Origin of the sequence: Streptomyces sp. NEAU-YJ-81 (assembly GCF_017592595.1) — a bacterium.
Classification (GTDB): domain Bacteria; phylum Actinomycetota; class Actinomycetes; order Streptomycetales; family Streptomycetaceae; genus Streptomyces; species Streptomyces hygroscopicus_B.
Genome location: NZ_JAGFNO010000002.1, coordinates 591,432 through 609,787, shown reverse-complemented (window position 1 = coordinate 609,787; position 18,356 = coordinate 591,432). Strand labels below are relative to the sequence as shown.

Here is an 18,356-nt window from a genome sequence, read left to right as displayed (position 1 = left end):
CCCGCGGGGATGGGCCAAGGGGGCCGGGGCGCAAGCGCTCGGCCCCCTCATCCGCATTTTTCACCCTCATGTGCAGGGAAGATGTCGCGCGGGCTTGACAACGGCATTGGTCTGGACCACCTTGTACGCACGCCACAGGGGCCCCTGAACGCGCAATCGCACCACCTCCCCCACATCCCCCCACGCACGGAGGCTGTCGTGGTACGCGCACAGTTCACCAAGCGGCTGCTCGGAGCCGCCGCAGTCGTCGCCATCGCCGCCGGAGGGCTGATATCCGCCGGCTCGGCCAACGCGTCGGAAGAGCACCCCGACGCCAAGCAGCACGCCGCCGCCGTCCCCGAACACGCCGTCACCGGGTACTGGCAGAATTTCGACAACGGCGCGACGAAGCAGAAGCTCTCGGACGTCCCGGACGACTACGACATCATCGCGGTCGCCTTCGCGGACGCCACCGGCTCTCCCGGAGCGGTCGACTTCAAGCTCGACCCCGCCACCGGCTACGGCGACGAGCAGCAGTTCAAGGACGACATCAAGGCCAAGCAGGCGGCCGGGAAGTCCGTGATCATCTCCGTCGGCGGCGAGAAGGGCACCGTCTCGGTCAGCGACGACGCCTCGGCCGACGCCTTCGCCTCCTCCATCACCGGCCTGATGGACAAGTACGGCTTCAACGGGGTCGACATCGACCTCGAGAACGGCGTCAACTCCACCTACATGACCAAGGCCCTCAAGGCCGTCCACGACAAGAAGAGCGATGTCGTGGTCACCATGGCGCCGCAGACGATCGACATGCAGTCGGCGTCCACCGAGTACTTCAAGACCGCCCTGGGGATCAAGGACTTCCTGACGGTGGTCAACATGCAGTACTACAACAGCGGCTCGATGCTGGGCTGCGACGGCAAGGTCTACTCCCAGGGCTCGGTCGACTTCCTCACCGCCCTCGCCTGCATCCAGCTGGAGAACGGCCTCGACCCGTCCCAGGTCGGCATCGGCGTACCCGCCTCCACCAGCGGCGCCGGCTCCGGCTATGTCGAGCCGGGCGTGGTCAACAACGCTCTCGACTGCCTCGCCAAGGGCACCGGCTGCGGCTCCTTCAAGCCGTCCAAGACCTACCCCGGCATCCGCGGCGCGATGACCTGGTCCACCAACTGGGACGCGGCCGGCGGGAACGCCTGGTCGAAGGCGGTCGGCCCGCACGTTCACGGGCTGTAGGCCCTCGGAGCACGAACGACAGTTCGACGTACGCCGGTGCGCCCCGCTCACGCCATGCGGGGCACACCGGCGTACTGGTGTTCGCTACGGCTTGGGCAGCGCACACCCCGCCAGGTTCAGGTCGATCTTGTTGCCGGTGGTCACGCACTTGGTGATGCCGTAGGTCTCCTGGGCGTAGTTGATGCCCTGGCGCACCGTCACCGTGCCGTTCTCGTCCACCTCGCACGGGTTGTTGAGGGTGCAGCGGCCGCCGTCCTCGTTGCCCGTGTTGTTCACGGCCACGACCTTGCCGGACGCCGGGTCGACGACGGGAGAGCCCGAGGTTCCGCCGATCGTGTTACAGGCGGAGGTGTAGCGGACCGAGTCCTTCCAGGTCCAGTCCCCCTCCTTAAGGCGGTATGCAAATCCGTCGATATTGCAGGAGTAGATCTTCTTCCAGTAGCCGGAGACCACATTGATGGCGGAGCCCTGGGTCGGGTGGCTGTCCGACAGCGGCAGCGCCTTGATGCCGTACGCCGACTGGATCTGGGCGTATGTGGACGTCAGCTGGTACAGCGAGATGTCGGTGTCGGTCATCGTCGCGTACGCGACCTTGCTGGCCCGTACAGTGCCGGCGCTGCCACCCGAACCGGTCAGCAGGGTGAAGCTCCGGCTCGACGGCTTGTCGACGATCACCTCTCCCGCGCCGGGGAAGCCGCTCTCCAGGCAGTGGCCGTTGGAGAGCACGAGCGCGGGGTCGGTGTCGGCCGAGCCCGGCGTCCGGACGACGGAGCCGGAGCAGTTGCTGAGCGCCACCGTGCCCGCGAAGTCGACCGCCTTCGGGGCCTTGGCGGGGGATGCGGCCGCCGCGGGCGCCGCGCCCGCGCCGACGAGGGTCGCGCCGCCCAGCAACAGGGCCGAGAACGCACCGACGAGAGATCTGTTCATGCGGGGGGGTTCCTTCCCTCGATGAGAGATTCCTTCGGCTTCGACCATTTCCCACCCTTGCGCATGTCATGCGCATGGCCGAACACTGGCGCAGCAGTCGCTCGCCCCTCACCCCCCAGGAGATGTCATGCGACGTCGCATCCGCGGCAGACGGGCCACCGCCCTCACCGCCTTGCTCACCCTCGCACTCGCCGCCCCCATGGCAGCTCAGGCCGACGATCCCGCCCCACGGCCCGGCACCGACCGCACCGCATCACCCACTGCCCAGAGCGCCGACGAGAGCGTACGGCAGTACGAGGTATCCGGCCCCGCCACCCGGGCCGACCGCTCCGCCGTCGCCGCCACCGGCGTGTCCATCGACGAGGTGGACGCCCGCTCCCTGGTCGTCACCGCCGACGCGGCGCAGGCCAAACGGCTGCGCGCACTCGGCTACCGGCTCACCGCGCTCCAGGGCCCGCCCGACCGCGCCGAGGGCAGGTCCGCCAAGCCGTTCGACTTCCCGTCGGCCGATGCGAAGTACCACAACTACGCCGAAGCGAACGCCGAGATCAACGCGGCGGTCGCCAAGTATCCGTCGATCCTCAGCAAGCGCGTCATCGGAAAGTCGTACGAGGGCCGCGACATCGTCGCCCTCAAGATCAGCGACAATGTGGCCTCGGACGAGAGCGAGCCCGAGGTTCTCTTCACCGCCCATCAGCACGCGCGTGAGCACCTGACGGTGGAGATGGCGCTCTATCTGGTGCGGCAGTTCACCGAGGGCTACGGCAGCGACTCCCGGATCACCGGCGCGGTCAACGGCCGGGAGATCTGGATCATCCCGGATGTGAACCCGGACGGCGGCGAGTACGACATCGCCACCGGCTCCTACCGAAGCTGGCGCAAGAACCGCCAGCCCAACTCCGGCTCCTCGTCCGTCGGCACCGACCTCAACCGCAACTGGGACTTCAAATGGGGCTGCTGCGGCGGCTCCTCCGGCTCCCCCGGCTCGGAGACCTACCGCGGCCCCAGCGCCGGCTCCGCCCCCGAGGTGAAGGTCGTCGCCGACTTCGCCCGCAGCCGCGTCGTCGGCGGCAAGCAGCAGATCAAGGCCGCCATCGACTTCCACACCTACAGCGAACTGGTGCTGTGGCCCTTCGGCTGGACGTACGACGAAACCACCACCGGCATGACGCGGGACGACTACGACGCCTTCGCGGCGGTCGGCAAGAAGATGGCCGCGAGCAACGGCTACACCCCCGAGCAGTCCAGCGAGCTCTACATCACCGACGGCGCGATCGACGACTATCTGTGGGGCACCCAGAAGGTCTTCGCCTACACCTTCGAGATGTACCCGACCGACTCCGGCGACGGCGGCTTCTACCCGCCCGACGAGGTCATCGACCGCGAAACCAGCCGCAACCGCGACGCGGTGCTCCAGCTCGTGGAGAACGCGGACTGCATGTACCGCTCGATCGGCAAGGAAGCGCAGTACTGCTCCTGAGCCGGGGCCTGGGTCTGGGTCTGGGTCTGGGCCGAGGCCGTACGGCACGACGCGGGCGCCGTCCCGGCGGGGAGACCGTCGGGACGGCGCCTCGCGAAGACCCTGAGGGGGATCGCCTTCAGTACCGCTGTCGGCCGCCCGGGTAGCGGACGGGCTGACGGCACTCGGGCGCACCGGGGGGCGGGGGCTGCTCACCGAGCGCGTAGCACAGGGCCGCGTGCAACTGCTCCGCCTCGGCCGGGGTCAACTCAAGTTGGGCGATGGCGCAATGCTGCCCCCCATGGAGGATCTGGAGCGGCAACGCGAGTTCCCCACCGTTCACCCGGCGCAGGCCCCGGCCCGGAACGGGACCAATTCGCCAGTCGGTCACGACGCCCCCGCAGCGCCGCCAGGCGCCGTGCCCACGTCCGGGTCGTCGCCTTCGCCGTACGAGGGCAGTCGGGCGCCCCTGCTCTCGGCGACCCGCAACACATCGCGCAGCGCCTCACACAGCCGGTCCGCGAGGTACCGCAGTTCTCGCCTGTCGGCCTTGGGGGCGTCCAGCAGCGCTCGGGCGTGCCGGAGGAGTTCGGTCCCCATGGACATCTGTACGGCCTCGATCGCATCCGCACGTCGGCTCAGAGGGCTGTTCCCGTCGTCCGACGCCAGATAACACGGCTTGCCGTCGGGATCCGACCACGGCAGCAGGCGCAGACCGGTCATCGCGCCCATCCGGACATCTCCACACCATGGATTGCCGCCCGAGCCCCGGCCCAGTGACGGCCGGACGGCAGTAAGGCGAGAAGCGCACTCACCCATGCGAAGAACCGTCCCATAGGGTCGCTCACGTTCATCAGCTCCATTCAGCTGGTGGGCCACGCCCTCGGGCCGGTGCACCCCGGTCGCGAGGGTTCTGCGTCTCTTCACGCTGTGTGGCGATTTCCTCACAGAGTGGAGGTCGTTCTGGCTACGCTGCTAGGAGGGCGCGCCTGACAACGCACCTTTCAACTCGGGAGGTCAGCCCATGACGAGGGAACGAAGGCCACGCGCCCCCAGGGAGAAGTACGGGGAGGAGCTGAGGCTTCGTCGGATAGCGGCCGACCTGACGCAGGAGGCGCTGAGCGAACGGGTGGTGTGCTCGCCCACGCTGATCAGCCACTTCGAAGCGGGGCGCCGATTGCCGAAGCCGGATGACGCGGCCCGGATCGACCAGGCGCTGCAGACGGACGGGTTCTTCGTGCGGTGGCTTGAGGATCTGGAGTCGAAGTGGACCGATCACTTCGCGGCCGTCGCCGAGCTGGAGCAACAGGCCACGCTGATCCAGCAGTTCGCGCTCACGCTTGTTCCCGGCGTTCTCCAGACTCCCGCCTACGCCCGGGCCCTGTTCAGCGCGTACCGCCCCAACCACACGACCGAGGAACTTGACCGGGATGTCGTCATTCGAACGGAGCGTGCCCGGCTTCTGGACAGGCCCTCGAATCCTGTTGTGTGGACGCTCCTCGACGAAGCTGTCCTGCGGCGCCACGTCGGTGGCCCCCAAGTCATGGCCGAACAACTGAACAAGATCGCGGACATGGCTGGGGCGGGGCGCCTGCGGCTGCACGTGCTGCCCTACACCGCTGGGGCCCACGCACTCCAGCAGAGTCTGCTCACGCTCATGAGCTTCGGGGACTCCGCCCCGGTGGCTTACGTCGAAGGCTTCCTCACCGGCAACTTGATGGATGATCCGTCACTGGTGACCGCCAGCCAGACCGCCTACGCTCTGGCCCTGAGCGACGCGTTGTCGCAGCAGGAGTCACTGGCTCTCGTCAGGGCGGTAGCGGAGGAACACGCACATGGTCAGCAGTGAGCACACCACCCCCCATGCCTCCGCACTCACCGGGTGGTACAAGTCCAGCTACAGCGGCGGCGATCAGGGCGAATGTCTCGAAATAGCCCGGGGATACGCCGACGTCCCCGTTCGTGACAGCAAGCACCCCCATGGCCCGGCGCTCGTGTTCGAGTCGTCCGCGTGGTCGGCGTTCATCTCCGCCGTCAAGCGCGGGGAGTTCCCCGGGTGGTTCAAGTCCAGCTATAGCGGACCCAGCAACGGCGACTGCCTCGAAGTGGCGCGAGGTTACACCGACGTGCCCGTCCGCGACAGCAAAGACCCGCACGGCCCGGCGCTCGTATTCGAGCCGTCCGCCTGGTCGGCGTTCATCTCCGCCGTCAAGCACGGGGAGTTCCCCACCTCCTGAACCACCCGACTCCCCACCACAAAAGCGAACGGCCCCCAACCGGGGGCCGTCGTCATGTGGGCGCAGTCCGCTAGATGACGATGCTCAGCAGGGCCGCCACCACGAACCCCGCCACCGACAGCACCGTCTCCAGCACCGTCCACGACTTCAGCGTGTCGCTCTCGGAGATGCCGAAGTACTTCGCCACCATCCAGAAGCCGCCGTCGTTCACATGCGAGGCGAAGATCGAGCCCGCCGAGATGGCCATGATGACCAGCGCCAGATGGGCCTGGGAGTAGTGGCCCTCGGAGAGCATCGGGGTGACGATGCCCGCCGTCGTGACGATCGCGACCGTCGCCGAGCCCTGGGCCACCCGGAGCACCACCGAGATCAGCCAGGCCAGCACGATGACCGGCAGACCCGCGCTGTCGAAGGCGTCGGCCAGGGCCTGGGCGACACCGCTGCCCTTGAGGACCGCGCCGAAGACCCCGCCCGCGCCGACGACCAGGAGGATGTTGCCGACGGGCTTCAGGGAGGCGGTGGAGACGGTCTCCAGGGACTTGCGGGACCAGCCGCGCCGGATGCCCAGCAGGTAGTAGGCGAGGAGCAGGGCGATCGTCAGCGCCACGAAGGGGTGGCCGAAGAACTCGATGACCGAGCGGCCGGTGCTCGGGTCCAGCGCGACGGAGGAGAAGGTGGCGCAGAGGATCAGGACGAGCGGGGTGCCGATGATGGCGAGCACCGTGGCCACCGAAACCGGCCGCTCGGCCGGGGTGACGCCGGAGGCGCGCTGCTCGGCCGCGACCGCCTCCCGGGACTCCTCGGCCGCCTCCACCATGTCCTGCGGTACGGGGACGAAGATGCGCTTGCCGATCCAGGCGGCGTAGCCCCACGCGGCCAGCACCGAGGGGATGCCGACGACGATGCCCATCAGGATGACCCAGCCCAGGTCGACATGGAACAGTCCGGCCGCGGCCACCGGGCCGGGGTGCGGCGGCAGAAAGGCGTGGGTCATGGACAGGCCCGCGAGCAGCGGCATCGCGTAGAGCAGGATGGACTTGCCGCTGCGCTTGGCCGCCGCGTAGACGATCGGCGCGAGGACGAAGATGCCGACGTCGAAGAAGACGGGTATGCCGAAGATCAGGCCGGTCAGCCCCATCGCGAGCGGTGACCGCTTCTCCCCGAAGATGCCGAGCAGCCGGGCGCTGAGCGCCTCCGCGCCGCCGGAGACTTCGAGTATCGCCCCGAGCATGGTGCCCAGGCCGATGATGATGGCTATGTGGCCGAGGATGCCGCCCATACCGGATTCGATGAGCGAGACGGCGTCCGACTTCTGGACCGTGCCGAAGAGTTCGGTGACCGAGAGACCGGCGGCCAGGCCGACCGCGATGGAGACGCCGAGCAGCGCCACGAAGGGCTGCAGCCGGACCTTGATGATCAGGTAGAGCAGTAGCGCGATGCCGAGGGCGGCGACGGTCAGCAGACCGGCGGTGCCGTCGATGAGCGCGAGCAGACCACCGGTGTGGGGTGGTGTCTCGGCAGCGGGGGCGGCCGCGAGCAGCATGGGAACTCCGGGTGTGGGTAGGGGGTATCGCCGCACGGCGGGGGGCCGCGCGCTGGGTGAGCGTGGGTGCGGTTGATCAGGGCTCGAGCTTCCGACGGCGGGGACGGTGAGGACGAGTCAGGGGTGGAACCCGCGGCGGGCGAAAGGCGCTCCCGCCCGCCGCGGGGTTTTCGGGGTCAGCCCAGGACGGCGAGGGCGTCGATCTCGACGAGCAGACCGGCGGGGAGGCCGACGTAGACCGTCGTACGAGCGGCCGGGGCCTCCTTGAGATCGGCGAAGAACTCGTTGTAGATCTCGTTGAATTCGGCGAAGTGGCCGGTGTCGGTGAGGTAGACGCGCACCATCATGGCGTCCTCCCAGCTCGCGCCGCCCTCCTCCAGCACGGCCTGCACATTGCGCAGGGTCTGCAGGGTCTGCTCGCGCAGGGTCGGCCCGACGGGGGTGGGGGCCTGGCCCGCGACGGCGGGGCCGAAGCCGACCTGACCGGCGACCTGGAGGACGTTCCCCTTCTTCACACCGTGGGAGAACTTGGCGGGCGGGGTGGTGTGCGTGGCCGGGGTGATCGGGGTCTTCTGCAGCTTCTCGGTCATGAGGAGGGCTCCTCGGCTTTCTTCTCGGGTGTTTCTGCTGTTACTTGGGAGGGGTTCTGCGAGGCGTGGGACACCGGTGCCGACACCGGGACGCCGCCCGAGTATTCCCGGCTGATCTCCTCCGCCGTGCGGCGCACCAGCGGCAGCAGGGAGAGGAGTTCCTCGGCGCTGACGACGACGTTCGGCGCCGACACCGAGCAGGCGGCGACGACCCGCCCGTCCGTTCCCCGGATCGGTGCCCCGACGCAGTTGATCGACTCCTCGTGGCCGCCGAAGTCGGTGGCCCAGCCCTGTTCGCGCACGGTCGCCAGCTCCTTGAGGAACGCGGCGGCGTTCGGCGTCGAACGGGGCGTGTACGCGGGGTAGGTGAGCCGCTCGGCCAGCGTCCGCCGCTCGGGCTCGGGCAGATCGGCCAGCAGCAGCTTGGCCACGGCGGCGACGGTGATGGCGACGGGCTTGCCGATCCGCGAGTACATCCGCACCGGGTAGCGGCTCTCCACCTTGTCGATGTAGAGCACCTCGTTCTCCTCGTACACCGCGAGATGGACGGTGTGCCCGCACCGCTCGTTGAGCGCGATCAGATGGGGGTGGGCGATCTCGCGGACGTCGAGGTTCTCCACCGCCTCCTGCGCGAGCGCGAAGAGTCGGGCGCCCAGGCGGTAGCGCTGGTCCTGCTGGCGGTAGACCATGCCGTGCTCATGGAGGGTGCGCAGCAGCCGCAGCGCGGTCGACTTGTGCACGCCCAGCCGCGTGGCGACCTGCTCCAGATTGGCCGGGCCCTCCGCCAGCAGCGGCAGGATGCTCAGCGCTCGGTCGACGGTCTGGCTCATAGGTCGGATACCTCCACCGCTGCGGTCTCGGCCCACTTTTCGGCGGGACTCGGCAGATCTGTCCAGCCGGGGCCGAATCGCAGTGTCCCCCACTGCGCGGCATCGAGTGCCACCAATTGGTCGGCCTGCTCACGGGAGGGCGGGGTGCCGAGGTCGCCGGGGACGGTGAGGGCGGCGGCGGCCATGAGGTGGCCGTGGCGCAGCCGTTCGGCGACGGGCAGTCCGCGCAGGGTGCCGGAGAGGAAGCCGGCGGCGAAGGCGTCGCCCGCGCCGACGGGGGCGACGACATCGACGCGCGGGGCCGGTTCGAAGGTGACGTCGTCGGTGCCGTCCGGGCGGCGGGCGTAGGCGGTGGCCCCGGCGCCGCCCTGCTTGACGACCAGCACCGCCGGTTCGGGCAGCGCCGCCCGGATCGCCGCCGGGCCGCGCGTCCCCCAGACCGCCTCCGCCTCGTCCTCGCCGACGAAGACGAGGTCGCAGCCGCGGGCGAGGCCGAGCAGGACGGCGGGGCCCTGTTCGGCATCCTCCTCCCGCTGCCAGAGGGAGACCCGGTAGTTGAGGTCGAAGGAGACGAGGGGGCGGCCGGGGGCGCGGGCGGTCAGCTCACGCATCAGCGTGCGGCAGTCGGCGGAGAGGGCCGGGGTGATCCCGGTCAGATGGAGCACCCGGCCGGACCAGGCCCGCTCCCGGGGGATGAGCGCAGGGGACATGGCCGCGGCGGCGGATCCGGCCCGGTAGTAGACCACCTCGGCGAGCGGCTCCGGCGACTCCGGCGACTCGGGCGACTCCGGCGACTGTGCGGCGCCCTTCCCGTCGGCGGCGCCGTCCCCATCGGCGGGTCCGGAGCCGTCGGCGGGTCCGGACCCGTCCACCGTTTCCGACCCGACGGCGCGCTCGCCCGCCGTACGGAAGTAGATGCCGGTGGGGCGGTGCGGATCGCGCTGGACGTAGGCCGTGTCCACGCCGGTGGCCGCGATCTCCCGTACGAGGTGCTCGCCGAAGCCGTCCGTGCCCACCCGGCTGATCCACCGCGCGCGGTGCCCGGCGCGGGCCAGGCCACAGGCGACATTGGACTCGGCGCCGCCGATGCCCCGGGCGAAGGAGGGGACGTCCGCCAGCCGGCCCGGGCGGGACGGCACGAAGGTCACCATCGACTCGCCGAGGCAGACGACGTCGATGTCATCGGCGACATCAGCGACGCCATCGGCGGTCTCGACGCTGGGGAGAGGGGACACGTTTGGTCTCGCTCCTCGTGGGTGGACGGATGGGGGTCAGCCACACACCGTTGACCCGGTGCTGGGCGGGATGTTAGACAGCGCTAAGCGATATGCGCAATGAACGTTGCAGAGATTGCAACCGTAATCCGTAATGGAGGCGCCTCCATGGCCACCGACCACAGCGACCAGGCCGTCGCCGCTCTCGCACGGGAGCGCGTGGACCACCGCTTCAAGGGGCTGCCTGCGAGCGCCGAGGGCCTTACGGTCGGCGAGCTCGCCGCCGAGCGGCGGTCCCTGTTCACCGGCGGCTTCACCACGCCCGTCCTGGCACTGTCGGCCGAGGCGCTGGAGCACAATCTGGTGGCGATGGAGCGCTACTCCGCCGCCCATGGGCTCGCCTTCGCCCCGCACGGCAAGACCTCCATGGCCCCCCAGCTCTTCGAGCGCCAGCTCGCCCACGGGGCCTGGGGCATCACCGCGGCCGTCCCCACCCAGGTGCGGGTCTACCGGGCCTTCGGCATCCAGCGGATCTTCCTCGCCAACGAGGTCGTCGACGCCGCCGCCCTGCACTGGCTCGCGGCCGAGCTCGACGCCGACCCCGATTTCCGCTTCATCGCCTACGTCGACTCGGTGCGCGGCGTCGAGCTGATGGACGCGGCGCTGCGGGAGGCGGGCGCGCGGCGGCCGGTCGAGGTGGTGGTCGAGCTGGGCGGCGGCGAAGGAGCGCGCACCGGGGTCCGTACGGAGGCGGAGTGCGCGGCGGTCGCCGACGCGGTCGCGGCCACCGGGACCCTGCGGCTGGTCGGCGTGGCCGGCTACGAAGGCGAGGTGCCCAAGCCGGACGGCGAGCGGGTACGGGCATGGCTGCGCCGGCTCACCGCGCTGGCCGCGGACTTCGACGCGGCGGGCCGCTTCGAGGGCGTGGACGAGGTGGTCGTCAGCGCGGGCGGCAGCGCGTGGTTCGACGCGGTCGCGGACGTCCTCGCGGAGCTGCCCACACTGTCCCGGCCGGTGCTGAAGCTGCTGCGCTCGGGTGCGTACGTCTCCCACGACGACGGCCACTACCGACACCTCACCCCCTTCAACCGCGTCCCGGAAGAGGGCGAGCTGCACCCGGCCTTCCGCCTGTGGGCCCAGGTCGTCTCCCGCCCCGAGCCCGGCCAGGCGTTCCTCAACGCGGGCAAGCGGGACGCGGCCTACGACCTCGACCTGCCCGCACCCCAGCTCATCCGCTCCGCCCGCGACGGCGCCACCCGCCCCGCCACGGGCCTGGCCATCACGGCCCTCTCCGACCAGCACGCCTGGGTCACCGTCGCGGACGGCACGGAGCTGGAGGTCGGCGACTGGGTGGCCCTGGGGCTCTCGCATCCGTGCACCAGCTTCGACAAGTGGCAGCTCATTCCGGTGGCGGAGGCGGACGGCACGGTCACGGACTACATCCGCACCTTCTTCTGATCCCTCCGGGGCCCCGCCCCACTCCGCGCACAGGGAGACGCACCCATGGACCTGGTCATCCGCGACGCACGCGTCATCGACGGCACCGGTGGTGCCGCCTACCGGGCCGACGTGGCCGTGGACGGCGGCCGGATCGCCGCCGTCGTCCGTGAGGACGGCGGCGGGCCGCGCCCCACCGCCCGCCGCACCGTGGACGCGGACGGCCTCGTCCTCTCCCCCGGCTTCATCGACATGCACGCGCACAGCGACCTCGCGCTGCTCCGCGACCCCGACCACTCGGCGAAGGCCGCGCAGGGCGTGACCCTCGAAGTCATCGGCCAGGACGGGCTCTCGTACGCCCCCGTGGACGACCGGACCCTCGCCCAGATCCGTACGGCCATCACCGGCTGGAACGGCGACGGTTCCGACATCGACTTCACCTGGCGCACCGTCGGCGAGTTCCTGGACCGCCTGGACCACGGCTTCGACGGCCAGGGCATCGCGGTCAACGCCGCCTACCTCATCCCCCAGGGCACCGTGCGGATGCTCGCGGTCGGCTGGGAGGACCGCGACGCGACACCGGCGGAGGTCGCCCGGATGAAGGAGCTGGTGGCCGAGGGGCTTCAGCAGGGCGCCGTCGGCCTCTCCTCCGGCCTCACCTACACCCCCGGGATGTACGCCTCCGACGCCGAACTCACCGAGCTGTGCCGGGTCGTGGCCGCGTACGACGGCTACTACTGCCCGCACCACCGCTCCTACGGCGCCGGCGCCCTGCGCGCGTACGAGGAGATGGTGGCCCTCACCCGCGAGGCCGGCTGCGCGCTCCACCTCGCCCACGCCACCATGAACTTCGGCCTCAACAAGGGCCGCGCCCCCGAACTCCTCACCCTCCTCGACACCGCCCTCGCCGACGGTGCCGACATCACCCTCGACACCTACCCCTACCTCCCCGGCTGCACCACGCTGGCCGCGATGATGCCGAGCTGGGCGGCCGAGGGCGGCCCCGACGCGGCGCTCGCGCGGCTGCGCGACGACGCGACGGCCGAGCGCATCCGCCACGTGATGGAGGTGGAGGGAGCGGACGGCTGCCATGGCGTACCGATGGACTGGGACACGATCGAGATCTCCGGCGTGAACGACCCGTCCCTCACCGGCTACGTAGGCCGGACCATCGCCGCGAGCGCCCGCGAACGGGGCGAGGCCCCCTGGATCACCGCCCGCCGCCTCCTCCTGGACGACCACCTCGGCCCGACGATCCTGCAGCACGTCGGGCACGAGGAGAACGTCCAGGCGATCATGCAGCACCCCGTCCACACGGGCGGCAGCGACGGCATCCTCCACGGCGCCAAGCCCCACCCCCGCGCGTACGGCACCTTCCCGCAGTACCTCGGCCGCTACGTCCGCGAGCTGGGCGTCCTCACCCTGGAGGAGTGCGTCGCCCACCTCACCTCCCGCCCCGCGGCCCGCCTCCGCCTCCCCGACCGCGGGCAGATCCACGAGGGCTACCGCGCCGACCTCGTCCTCTTCGACCCGGAGACGGTGGCGGCGGGCTCGACCTTCGACACCCCGCGCACCCTGCCGACCGGCATCCCCCACGTCCTCATCGACGGCCGCTTCGTCATCGAGAACGGCCGCCGGACGGACGTCCTGGCGGGACGTTCGGTGCGGCGCGCCTAGGGCCTGGTATCCGATCGCCGCCGGACTCGGCGCTCAGTCGCACCGCTGGCACAGATTCCCACGCCGCACAGCGGACCGAGCCCCGACCACTCCCGGCACCGGCGCCCACCGGCCGCGGTGTGCCCGGCGCGGAGGCGGACCGTACGGCGACTGCCAGGCCGGCCGATCGCGCCGTACGACCGGGTCGGGCTCGGTGGTGTCTCCGCACCTGGTGCACAGCGCGAGGGACCAGGCGTTGATCGGGAGGCAGGTGGGCACGACAGCCCAGTTCTTGGCCACAGAGTGAACCGCTTCCAGTGAGAAAACCACAGCGAAAAGCAGCACGCCGCATATGCGCGACGCGCGACGGATCAGCGCTTGGGGGGTCTCACTTGGTGTACAACGGCATGTCCTTGACAGCGCGACTGTGGGCGAGACCACGCTAACGGCACACGGGAGCGCGGCTCCACCGCTTTTCAACGTGCCCGTCCTTCATCCTGCTAACGGCCGTGTTAGCGGGGTGTTAGCGGAGCGGCAGGCTTGCGGTAGCGGCCCCGGCCAGAGTGGGTGACGTACCGAGAACGACGTCACCGACTGCCCCTGGGGGACCCGACATGAACGCCAACACCACTGTCCGCACCGCTCGTCGCCGCACCATTCGCATCGCCGCCGCCGCCCTGATCGCAGCCGCCAGCCTCAGCCTGACCGCCTGCAACAACGACACGGACGACACCGGCACGAAGAAGCCCGCGGCCTCCGCCGAGTCCAGCAGTGGGGGCTCCTCCTCCGGAGCGCAGGGCTCCGACGCCAAGCCCGACGCCAAGACGGGCGATACGGACAAGGCGCCATCCTCGACCGGCGGCCAGAAGTTGGCGGACGGCAGCACGGCCAAGATCGACAAGCTCGGTACCCAGCACTACCGCCTCAAGATCATCAACGACGGTGCCGTCCTGGCCACGCTGGAGGCGAACCAGCGCGACGCCGGGCTCGACGCCAACGGCATGTACGTCGTGCTCACGCTGGGCGGCGAGGTCCACTCCTGGATGGGCGGCGAGCACAGCGGACCGGGCACCTTCAAGCTCGCGGGCGGCTGGACGGCCAAGGTCACGAAGGTCGGCGACGCCCACTTCCGCGCGGACATCATCGGCAACGAGGGCTCGGTGGACGGCACGCTGGAGGCGAACCAGCACGACGCCGGGATGGACGCCAACGGCGTGTACATCGTGCTCAGCGCCGGCGGTGTGATCAGCGCCCACGAGTAAGCCCCTGCCCCGACCGCGGCGGTGGAGTTGCCTACGGCGACTCCACCGCCGCCGCGTTCGCCGCCCGTCGCGGACCCGTCGCGCGCCTCGCCCTGTGACCCAGCTCTCATCGTGGCCATGCAGCAGATGAGCGGGCCTCCCCGTCAAGGAGGGGTGACAGGAAGGGAGGACGTGTGGATCTGGCAACTGAGTGGAAGCTGAGAACCGGCCTCGCCGAGGCCGGTTCGGCTGAGATGGACTTCCATGGTTTTGTCGCGACGCGGTCGGCCGCGTTGTTCCGCGGCGCCCTTGTCTTGACGGGGAACCGTGAGGCGGCGGAGGACCTGGTCCAGGAGACGCTGGAGCGGGCCTGCCGTAAGTGGCGCACGATCGCCGCCAAGGATGCTCCGGACGCCTACGTCCGGCGGATCATGGTGAACCTGGCCAACGACCGGTGGCGGAGGTTCCGCCGCATGGTTCCGCACCAGGACAGCGGCGAGCGGGCGGTTGCCGGGGACGAGTACAGGCGTATCGACAGCCGGGACCAGTTGGTCCGCGCCCTTCAGGGTCTGCCGATGCGCATGCGCACGGTCGTGGTGCTGCGGTACTTCCACGATCTGTCCGATGCCGAGATCGCGGCGGACCTGAACATCTCACCCAGCACCGTGCGGTCCCAGCTCTCCCGTGGCATGGACAAGCTCAGAAGCCAGTTCCCCGCGCTTTCCGGCCCTTCACCGCGGCAGCCCACGGAAGGAACCCGATGACCTCGCATGGTTCGCGGCCTCCCGGCTGCACCGGTTCTACGCCCTTCGAAGAGGAATTGGTGAACGCCATGAACGACTTTGTGAACGCGGCCGAGGCGCCGGACTTCGACACGGCCGGCATGGTGCGCAAGGCCCGTCGTAAGCGGGCCACGGCCATAGCGGGCATCGCCACCGCCCTCGTGGTGGTCGGCGGCGGCACCGCCCTGGCCTCCATCAACGGCGCTTCGGACAGCCCGAGGCCCGCCGCCGGCACCGCGACCGCCGACCCCGAAGCCGCCTACGTCGCGCTGGAGGACAGCAAGTACAAGCTCGACTTCGGGGGCCTGAGCCTGGAGTTCGCCAAGCAGCAGTTGCTGAAGTCGCAGCTCAAGCTCGGCAAGGTCGGCGAGGTGGACTGCGGCAAGAACGGCAAGCCGGGCACGGTCGTCGAGGTCTCCCCCCACAGCCCGAACGCCGTGCCCAGAGGCGCCAGCATCAGCCTGATCCTCTGCGCCGGGTGACCTGAGGCGCCCTGTCCTGAGGCGCCCTGTCCCCGTTCCTCCGGGCACCGGTGCCGGTGCCGGTGCCCGGAGGGGCGGGGCACTCCCCGTTCAGCCCTCCAGCTCCGCCGCCACGAAGCGGCGCAGGTGGCGGCGGGCATCCGCCACGGTCAGGGCGGGGGCCTGGCGGAGGCGGCGCAGGGCCAGGCCGTCGGCCAGGGCGGAGAAGCGGAGGGCGAAGTCGGCCGGGTCGTCGCATACGAAGTCGCCCTCGTCCCGGCCCCGTTCGACCAGGGACCGGATCTCGCCGTGCCATGCCTCGTAGCGCTCGGCCTGGCCACGGGCGAAGGACTGGTCGCGTTCGCCCGCGTTCCAGTAGTCGAACCACATCCGCCAGTGCTGGTCCGTGTCGTCCGTGAAGAGCGCGTCGATGAGCAGCCGCAGCCCCTCCGCGCCGCTGGTGGCCGTCGCCGCGGCCTCGCTCAACGCGGCGTAGTAGCGCTCTATGTGCAGCACCATCGCCTCGGAGAGGACTTCCTGCACGCTCTCGAAGTGGTACGTGACCGTGCCGACCGAGACCTCGGCCGCGGCCGCCACCTCGCGCACCCCGACCCCCTTGGTGCCGCGCTCCGCGATGAGCGGAACGGCGGCCTCCACGATGAGGCGGCGGCGCACCTCGGTGGGCTGCCGGGTGCGGCGCGAGGCGTCGACGGCGCGGCGCGGGGGGCGGCGTTCGGCGGGGGACGTCACGCGGATGTCCTCGGCGTGGTGTGGTGCCATGCGCGCGTGGCCACTGTCTCTCCGTTCGCCCGTGCCTCGATGCTGCTGTCCATGATGAATTCCTCCGCCGTGGCACGCAGTTCCACGGCGGTGATGACCTCCGCGTCCCAGGCCCCGCGCCGCAGCCGGATGGTCCACCGAGAGCTTGCCACGGCCGACAGCGGATCCTCGGAGCGGATGCGGTAGATCTCGCGGGCGCTCTCCTCGTAGCGGAGTCCGTCGGGATAGGTGCGGGAGCCGCCGTAGTTGGGGTCCACGTCCAGCACCCACTCGCCCGTCGCCACGTCGTGGGTGACGGTCCGCTCGGGGCGTGGTTCAGCGGGCGGGTCGACGGTCACGGCGAGCGGCGCGGCCTGCTCGGGCTCCTCGAAGACGATGGGCGGGCGGCCCGCGTCGGCGCCCGGATCCCGTACGGGCAGCAGCAGGGCGCTGTCCCCGGGCCGTACGGTCAGCCGGCCGCGCTCGCCGTGTGGCCAGACCCACGGCCAGTACGCGTCGGAGACGGCGACCCTGATGCGGTGGCCGGGCGGGAAGGCGTAGCCGGTGGCGTTCAGCTCGAACTCCACGTCCTCCTCGCGCCCTGGCCGCCACTCCACGGCCTTGTCCCGTCCCTTCCTCGACAGGAGGTTGAGCACCCCACGGGTGACCAGGGTGGACGAGCCGTCGGGCGCCACATCGCAGACCCGGGCGATGACATGGGCGCGCGGGGTGGCGCTGTCGAGGCGTAGCCGGACGCGGGGACGGCCCAGGATCTCGACCCTTCCGGTCAGCGGCGCCGAATCGAAGCAGACCGAGCGGCCGTCCTCCTCGCGCTGGTCGGGCGGCAGATCGGTGGCGTTGCCGAACGGGAAGAAGCGGCCCGCGTCCAGCCCGGTGTGCAGCGGCGAGCGTACGATCACCGGCTCGTCGGCGGGGCCGCCCAGGGGGCGTTCGTCCCAGGTGACGGACGGCGACGGCCAGGCGTCCTCGCCGACCCAGCGGCCGGGCATGGTGTCGTACGAGGTGGCGGGCGGTACGGGGTCGTTGATCCAGGCGCGCAGCGGCGGCTCGTCCAGCACGCCGGTCGGCTCGTCCTTGAGCCAGTGGTCCCACCAGCGCAGCGTCTCCTGGAGGAAGCCGATCGCCGGGCCCGGCGGCAGCCCCCGGTCCGGGTACTGATGCGACCAGGGGCCGATGAGCCCGCGCACGGGCGCGTCGAGGTGTTCCAGCAGGCGCAGCACGGTGTCCCGGTACGGATCGGCCCAGCCGCCGACCGCGAGCACGGCGGCCTCGATCGCGCCGTAGTCCTCGCAGACGCTGCCGTGCCGCCAGTAGTCATCCCGCTCCTGGTGGGCGAGCCAGGTGTGCAGATACGGCTCGAGCGCGTCGAGCCGCTCCCGCCACATGGGCAGCCAGCGGTCCTCGCCGACGGAGGTGGGGTGCGGGGGGCGGGCGGTGAACGCCAGCATGGTCCCGGCCCAGGCGAGCATGTCGATGCCGAGGACGGCGCCGCCGGTGTAGTGGACGTCGTTGTCGTAACGGTCGTCGGTGGAGCAGACGGTGACGATCGCCTTCAGCGGCTCGGGGCGCAGGGCGGCGATCTGGAGGGAGTTGAACCCGCCCCAGGAGATGCCGAACATCCCCACCTTGCCGGTGCACCAGGGCTGCTCCGCGAGCCAGTTGACGACGTCGACGCCGTCGGCGAGCTCGGTCGCGGTGTACTCGTCGAGCATCACGCCCTCGGAGTCGCCGCTGCCGCGCAGATCGACTCGTACGGAGGCGTAGCCGTGCCCGGCGTACCAGGGGTGGCGCTGGGCGTCGCGGGGTGCGGTCCAGTCGCTCTTGCGGTACGGGAGGTATTCGAGGAGGGCGGGGACGGGGGCGGTCTCGGCGTCTGTCGGGCGCCAGATGCGTGCGTGCAGCCGCGTTTTCCCGTCCCGGGTGGGGATCCATACGTCCTCGACCCGCACCTCGCGGTCGAACGTCTCGCGGTACTTCACGCTGCTCCCTT

General features: G+C 70.6%; 18 protein-coding genes. 9 read left to right on the top strand and 9 right to left on the bottom strand.

Going from position 1 to position 18,356, the window contains the following annotated elements; genetic code table 11:
* Window positions 1-198 precede the first annotated feature (198 nt).
* Entirely contained in the window at window positions 199-1,209 is a 1,011-nt protein-coding gene (locus tag J5X86_RS08320) for a chitinase (protein ID WP_208516096.1), read from the top strand.
* An 84-nt stretch (window positions 1,210-1,293) separates the two neighbouring features.
* Here the strand turns inward: J5X86_RS08320 and J5X86_RS08315 are convergent, their stop codons facing one another.
* Window positions 1,294-2,136, bottom strand: a complete 843-nt coding sequence (locus J5X86_RS08315) for a serine protease (protein WP_208516095.1) — start codon at window positions 2,134-2,136, stop codon at window positions 1,294-1,296.
* A gap of 127 nt (window positions 2,137-2,263) precedes the next feature.
* Here J5X86_RS08315 and J5X86_RS08310 point away from each other — a divergent pair, with 127 nt between their 5' ends.
* A complete protein-coding gene (locus J5X86_RS08310; protein ID WP_208516094.1) occupies window positions 2,264-3,616 on the top strand; it encodes a M14 family metallopeptidase in 1,353 nt (450 codons plus the stop codon).
* A gap of 118 nt (window positions 3,617-3,734) precedes the next feature.
* Here J5X86_RS08310 and J5X86_RS08305 read toward each other — a convergent pair whose 3' ends face one another.
* Both J5X86_RS08305 and J5X86_RS08300 read right to left on the bottom strand, forming a co-directional pair.
* On the bottom strand, window positions 3,735-3,986 hold the full coding sequence (locus tag J5X86_RS08305; protein WP_208516093.1) for a hypothetical protein: 252 nt from the start codon (window positions 3,984-3,986) through the stop codon (window positions 3,735-3,737).
* Complete coding sequence (locus J5X86_RS08300) at window positions 3,983-4,327, bottom strand: hypothetical protein (RefSeq protein ID WP_208516092.1); 345 nt, start codon at window positions 4,325-4,327, stop codon at window positions 3,983-3,985. The genes J5X86_RS08305 and J5X86_RS08300 overlap by 4 nt, the downstream gene beginning before the upstream one ends.
* Before the next feature lie 292 nt (window positions 4,328-4,619).
* On the opposite strand from J5X86_RS08300, the gene J5X86_RS08295 reads away from it, so the two are divergent.
* Window positions 4,620-5,444 (top strand): helix-turn-helix transcriptional regulator, encoded by an 825-nt coding sequence (locus tag J5X86_RS08295; protein WP_208516091.1) that lies wholly within the window; start codon window positions 4,620-4,622, stop codon window positions 5,442-5,444.
* Window positions 5,431-5,832 carry a DUF397 domain-containing protein gene (locus J5X86_RS52805; protein ID WP_208516090.1) on the top strand — a complete coding sequence of 134 codons (402 nt, stop codon included), beginning with the start codon at window positions 5,431-5,433 and terminating at the stop codon, window positions 5,830-5,832. Before J5X86_RS08295 ends, J5X86_RS52805 begins: the two co-directional genes overlap by 14 nt.
* A gap of 70 nt (window positions 5,833-5,902) precedes the next feature.
* Here the strand turns inward: J5X86_RS52805 and J5X86_RS08285 are convergent, their stop codons facing one another.
* The 4 genes from J5X86_RS08285 to J5X86_RS08270 form a co-directional block, all read right to left on the bottom strand.
* The gene (locus J5X86_RS08285; protein ID WP_078643250.1) at window positions 5,903-7,375 is read right to left on the bottom strand and encodes a GntP family permease; all 1,473 of its coding nucleotides are present in this window, start codon (window positions 7,373-7,375) and stop codon (window positions 5,903-5,905) included.
* 176 nt (window positions 7,376-7,551) lie between these two features.
* Entirely contained in the window at window positions 7,552-7,965 is a 414-nt protein-coding gene (locus J5X86_RS08280) for a RidA family protein (protein WP_014054565.1), read from the bottom strand.
* Window positions 7,962-8,795 carry an IclR family transcriptional regulator gene (locus J5X86_RS08275; RefSeq protein WP_208516089.1) on the bottom strand — a complete coding sequence of 278 codons (834 nt, stop codon included), beginning with the start codon at window positions 8,793-8,795 and terminating at the stop codon, window positions 7,962-7,964. Before J5X86_RS08275 ends, J5X86_RS08280 begins: the two co-directional genes overlap by 4 nt.
* Window positions 8,792-10,030 (bottom strand): sugar kinase, encoded by a 1,239-nt coding sequence (locus tag J5X86_RS08270; RefSeq protein WP_208516088.1) that lies wholly within the window; start codon window positions 10,028-10,030, stop codon window positions 8,792-8,794. The genes J5X86_RS08275 and J5X86_RS08270 overlap by 4 nt, the downstream gene beginning before the upstream one ends.
* 147 nt (window positions 10,031-10,177) lie before the next feature.
* On the opposite strand from J5X86_RS08270, the gene J5X86_RS08265 reads away from it, so the two are divergent.
* The 5 genes from J5X86_RS08265 to J5X86_RS08245 all read left to right on the top strand — a co-directional run bounded on the left by J5X86_RS08265 (window position 10,178) and on the right by J5X86_RS08245 (window position 15,607).
* Window positions 10,178-11,467 (top strand): amino acid deaminase, encoded by a 1,290-nt coding sequence (locus J5X86_RS08265; protein ID WP_119991261.1) that lies wholly within the window; start codon window positions 10,178-10,180, stop codon window positions 11,465-11,467.
* A 45-nt stretch (window positions 11,468-11,512) separates the two neighbouring features.
* Window positions 11,513-13,123 carry an amidohydrolase family protein gene (locus J5X86_RS08260; protein WP_208516087.1) on the top strand — a complete coding sequence of 537 codons (1,611 nt, stop codon included), beginning with the start codon at window positions 11,513-11,515 and terminating at the stop codon, window positions 13,121-13,123.
* A 593-nt stretch (window positions 13,124-13,716) separates the two neighbouring features.
* Entirely contained in the window at window positions 13,717-14,364 is a 648-nt protein-coding gene (locus tag J5X86_RS08255) for a hypothetical protein (RefSeq protein WP_208516086.1), read from the top strand.
* Window positions 14,365-14,537: 173 nt separating this feature from the next.
* Complete coding sequence (locus J5X86_RS08250; protein ID WP_374229230.1) at window positions 14,538-15,107, top strand: SigE family RNA polymerase sigma factor; 570 nt, start codon at window positions 14,538-14,540, stop codon at window positions 15,105-15,107.
* Between the two features lie 68 nt (window positions 15,108-15,175).
* The gene (locus J5X86_RS08245; RefSeq protein WP_243979691.1) at window positions 15,176-15,607 is read left to right on the top strand and encodes a hypothetical protein; all 432 of its coding nucleotides are present in this window, start codon (window positions 15,176-15,178) and stop codon (window positions 15,605-15,607) included.
* Between the two features lie 90 nt (window positions 15,608-15,697).
* Here the strand turns inward: J5X86_RS08245 and J5X86_RS08240 are convergent, their stop codons facing one another.
* Together J5X86_RS08240 and J5X86_RS08235 are read right to left on the bottom strand one after the other, a co-directional pair.
* On the bottom strand, window positions 15,698-16,366 hold the full coding sequence (locus tag J5X86_RS08240; RefSeq protein WP_208516084.1) for a TetR/AcrR family transcriptional regulator: 669 nt from the start codon (window positions 16,364-16,366) through the stop codon (window positions 15,698-15,700).
* Window positions 16,333-18,345, bottom strand: a complete 2,013-nt coding sequence (locus J5X86_RS08235; RefSeq protein WP_208516083.1) for a CocE/NonD family hydrolase — start codon at window positions 18,343-18,345, stop codon at window positions 16,333-16,335. Before J5X86_RS08235 ends, J5X86_RS08240 begins: the two co-directional genes overlap by 34 nt.
* Window positions 18,346-18,356 lie beyond the last annotated feature (11 nt).

Excerpts from the sequence above, each read along its gene's own strand:
- J5X86_RS08315 (WP_208516095.1), bottom strand. The coding sequence starts at position 2,136 with ATGAACAGATCTCTCGTCGGTGCGTTCTCGGCCCTGTTGCTGGGCGGC.
- J5X86_RS08310 (WP_208516094.1), top strand. The coding sequence starts at position 2,264 with ATGCGACGTCGCATCCGCGGCAGACGGGCCACCGCCCTCACCGCCTTG.
- J5X86_RS08300 (WP_208516092.1), bottom strand. The coding sequence starts at position 4,327 with ATGGGCGCGATGACCGGTCTGCGCCTGCTGCCGTGGTCGGATCCCGAC.
- J5X86_RS08295 (WP_208516091.1), top strand. The coding sequence starts at position 4,620 with ATGACGAGGGAACGAAGGCCACGCGCCCCCAGGGAGAAGTACGGGGAG.
- J5X86_RS52805 (WP_208516090.1), top strand. The coding sequence starts at position 5,431 with ATGGTCAGCAGTGAGCACACCACCCCCCATGCCTCCGCACTCACCGGG.
- J5X86_RS08285 (WP_078643250.1), bottom strand. The coding sequence starts at position 7,375 with ATGCTGCTCGCGGCCGCCCCCGCTGCCGAGACACCACCCCACACCGGT.
- J5X86_RS08280 (WP_014054565.1), bottom strand. The coding sequence starts at position 7,965 with ATGACCGAGAAGCTGCAGAAGACCCCGATCACCCCGGCCACGCACACC.
- J5X86_RS08275 (WP_208516089.1), bottom strand. The coding sequence starts at position 8,795 with ATGAGCCAGACCGTCGACCGAGCGCTGAGCATCCTGCCGCTGCTGGCG.
- J5X86_RS08265 (WP_119991261.1), top strand. The coding sequence starts at position 10,178 with ATGGCCACCGACCACAGCGACCAGGCCGTCGCCGCTCTCGCACGGGAG.
- J5X86_RS08260 (WP_208516087.1), top strand. The coding sequence starts at position 11,513 with ATGGACCTGGTCATCCGCGACGCACGCGTCATCGACGGCACCGGTGGT.
- J5X86_RS08255 (WP_208516086.1), top strand. The coding sequence starts at position 13,717 with ATGAACGCCAACACCACTGTCCGCACCGCTCGTCGCCGCACCATTCGC.
- J5X86_RS08245 (WP_243979691.1), top strand. The coding sequence starts at position 15,176 with ATGAACGACTTTGTGAACGCGGCCGAGGCGCCGGACTTCGACACGGCC.
- J5X86_RS08240 (WP_208516084.1), bottom strand. The coding sequence starts at position 16,366 with ATGGCACCACACCACGCCGAGGACATCCGCGTGACGTCCCCCGCCGAA.